Genomic DNA, 3,012 nt, shown 5'->3' with positions numbered 1-3,012 from the left:
GCCGGTGGTGACGGTGCCGGTCTTGTCCAGGACGATGGTGTCGACCTTGCGGGTGGACTCCAGGACCTCCGGGCCCTTGATCAGGACGCCCAGCTGGGCGCCGCGGCCGGTGCCGACCAGCAGGGCGGTCGGGGTGGCCAGGCCCAGGGCGCACGGGCAGGCGATGATCAGCACGGCGACGGCCGCGGTGAAGGCGGCGGTCCAGCCTTCGCCGGTGCCCAGCCAGTAGCCGAGGGTGGCCACCGCGAGGGTGATCACGATCGGGACGAAGACCGCGGAGATCCGGTCCGCGAGGCGCTGGGCGGCGGCCTTGCCGTTCTGGGCCTCCTCGACCAACCGGGCCATCCGGGCCAGCCGGGTGTCCGCGCCGACCCGGGTGGCCTCGACCACCAGCCGGCCGCCCGCGTTGACGGTGGCGCCGGTGACGTTGTCGCCGACCCCGACCTCGACCGGGACGGACTCGCCGGTCAGCATCGAGGCGTCCACCGCCGAGGCGCCCTCGACCACCGTGCCGTCGGTGGCGATCTTCTCGCCGGGGCGGACCACGAAGCGGGTGCCGACCGTCAGCCGGTCCACCGGCAGCCGTACCTCGCGTCCCCCCTCCAGGACCGCGACGTCCTTGGCGCCGAGGTCGAGCAGGGCGTGCAGTGCGGCGCCGGCCCGGCGCTTGGAGCGGGCCTCCAGGTAGCGGCCGAGCAGGATCAGCACGGTGACGGCGGCGGCGGTCTCCAGGTAGAGCGTGGTCGAGGCGTCGGTGTCGCCGACCGAGAGCGAGAAGTCGTGGTGCGTCCCGGGCCGGCCGGCGTGGCCGCCGAACAGCGCCCAGCAGGACCAGCCGAAGGCGGCCAGGGTGCCGAGCGAGACCAGGGTGTCCATGGTGGCGGCGCCGTGCCGGAGGTTGGTCCAGGCGGCGCGGTGGAAGGGCAGGCCGCCGTAGACCACGACCGGGCCGGTGAGTGCGAAGGCCAGCCACTGCCAGTCGGTGAACTGGAGGGCCGGGACCATCGACAGCAGCACCACCGGGACGGCGAGGACGGCGCTGGTCAGCAGCCGGTCGCGCAGGGGGTCGGCGGGCTCGGGCCGGGTGGGGTGCTCGGGGGCGGCCGGGGGCGGGGGGAGCTCGGCGGTGTAGCCGGTGCGCTCGACGGTGGCGATCAGGTCCTCGACCGTGGTGCCGGGGCCGAAGTCGACCCGGGCCCTCTCGGTGGCGAAGTTGACGGTGGCCTTGACGCCGTCCATCCGGTTGAGCTTCTTCTCGAGCCGGGCCGCGCAGGAGGCGCAGGTCATCCCGCCGATCGACAGCTCGACCCGGTCCCGCGCCCCGAGGTCCGGGGTGGACGTGCTCATGCGGATCAGCTCCTCGGTGCGGGTGGCCGGCGGGGCGCCGCGGCGGCCCCGCCGTGCCGGGTGGTTCAGGCGCTGCGGCCGACCAGCTCGTAGCCGGCCTCGTCGATCGCGGCGCGCACCTGCTCGTCGTCCAACGGGGCGGCGGAGGAGATCGTCACGGTCCCGGCCGTGGCGTCGGCGGCGACCCCGGTGACCCCGGCCAGGGCGGAGACCTCCTCGCTGATCGCCTTCTCGCAGTGGCCGCAGCTCATGCCGGACACGGTGTAGGTGATGGTGCTGGACATCGGGGGCCTCCGGGAGGTCCGGGCGGCCCGGGTGTTCGCCCGGGGCGCGGCGCTGGCAACGACTCTTGTGACAACACCATACCCCTCCAGGGTATTCCGGGAGTGGTGGGGGTGGGGCGCCCGGATCGCCCGGGAACGCCGGGGGCCAGGGCCGGTCGGGCTTCCGCGGTGATCGTCCCTTATGTTCGGTATGTGTTTCCGCTCCGCCGCGCCCAGTCTCCCTCGGCTCCCACGGCAGCCGGACTGCCGCCGGACCGGCAGCGCGGCGCCCTGCTCGCCGCCGACCTCCAGGACGTGCCCTTCTGGCGGCGCGCCACCCCGGCGCTGATCGCCGTCCTGCTCGTCGGGCTCGCGGACTTCCTCTCCGGCAAGGACCGCTACCTGGCCCCGCTGATGACCGTGGTGCCGACCGTCGCGGCACTGACCCTGAAGCCCCGCGAACTGCTGCTGGTCTGCTCGCTCGGGCTGCTCACGGTGTTCGGGCTCAGCCACCACGACGAGGTCGACAACATCAACGACGCCCGCTTCCTGTACGGGGCGATGGTCAGCTACGTCGTCCTGACGCTGTTCTCGGCCTGGGTCGCCAAGATCCGGATGCGGCGCGCGGCGGCCTTCGCGGCCGTCAGCTCCGTCGCCGAAGCCGCCCAGCGGGCGCTGCTGCAGCTGCCCGGGCCGACCGTCGGGCCGCTGCGGCTCGCAGTGCGGTACGTGTCGGCGGCGGACGCCTCACGGATCGGCGGGGACCTGTACTCCGTACTGGAGACGCCGCACGGCACCCGGGTCGCGGTCGGGGACGTCCGGGGCAAGGGACTGGCCGCCGTCCAGACCGCGGCCGTGGTGCTGGGCGCCTTCCGCGAGGCGGCGTACGACGAGGCCGGGCTGCGGGGCGTCGCGGCGCGGATCGAGGCCAGCGTCGAACGGCACGTGCCGGACGGGGAGTTCACCACGGCGCTGTTCGCGGAGTTCCGAACGCCCGGGGCGATGGAGCTGCTGCAGTACGGGCACGTGCCGCCGATCCGGGTGGACCACGAGGGGCGGGCGCACGTGCTGGACGCGCCCGACCCGTGGGTGCCGCTGGGGCTCGGCCGGCTGGCGGCGGGGGAGCCGACCACCTGGGCCCAGCCGTTCGGGGCGGAGGACGTGCTGGTGCTCTGCACGGACGGGGTGATCGAGGCGCGGCACCGGACGAGCGGGGAGTTCTACCCGCTGGCCGAGCGGGTCGGGCCGCTGGTGCGGGGGGCCGCGCGCTCGGAGGGGGAGCTGGAGACGGCGGTCGGGCGGGTGTACGCGGACCTGCTGGCGCATACGGGTGGGGAGTTGCGGGACGACGCGTTGTTGCTGCTGATCGTGCGGACGGATGGGTGAGGGGGCCCTGCGGGGG

3 protein-coding genes are annotated in these 3,012 nt (G+C 74.7%); 1 reads left to right on the top strand and 2 read right to left on the bottom strand.

Going from position 1 to position 3,012, the window contains the following annotated elements:
- Both AE652_RS11280 and AE652_RS11275 read right to left on the bottom strand, forming a co-directional pair.
- On the bottom strand, positions 1–1,347 hold a 1,347-nt coding region (locus tag AE652_RS11280; RefSeq protein ID WP_049651135.1), incomplete at its 3' end, for a cation-translocating P-type ATPase.
- A 65-nt stretch (positions 1,348–1,412) separates the two neighbouring features.
- A complete protein-coding gene (locus tag AE652_RS11275) occupies positions 1,413–1,631 on the bottom strand; it encodes a heavy-metal-associated domain-containing protein (protein WP_049651134.1) in 219 nt (72 codons plus the stop codon).
- A gap of 192 nt (positions 1,632–1,823) precedes the next feature.
- Here AE652_RS11275 and AE652_RS11270 point away from each other — a divergent pair, with 192 nt between their 5' ends.
- Complete coding sequence (locus AE652_RS11270; RefSeq protein ID WP_053112039.1) at positions 1,824–2,996, top strand: PP2C family protein-serine/threonine phosphatase; 1,173 nt, start codon at positions 1,824–1,826, stop codon at positions 2,994–2,996.
- Positions 2,997–3,012: the final 16 nt, after the last annotated feature.

It is taken from the genome of Kitasatospora sp. MY 5-36 (assembly GCF_001182915.1).
In the GTDB taxonomy this organism is placed as follows: domain Bacteria; phylum Actinomycetota; class Actinomycetes; order Streptomycetales; family Streptomycetaceae; genus Kitasatospora.
Note: the sequence above shows the minus strand (reverse complement) of the source record. Positions and strands in the feature narration are given on the sequence as shown.

Coding starts and splice junctions, on each gene's coding strand:
- AE652_RS11275 (WP_049651134.1), bottom strand. CDS start 1,631: ATGTCCAGCACCATCACCTACACCGTGTCCGGCATGAGCTGCGGCCAC.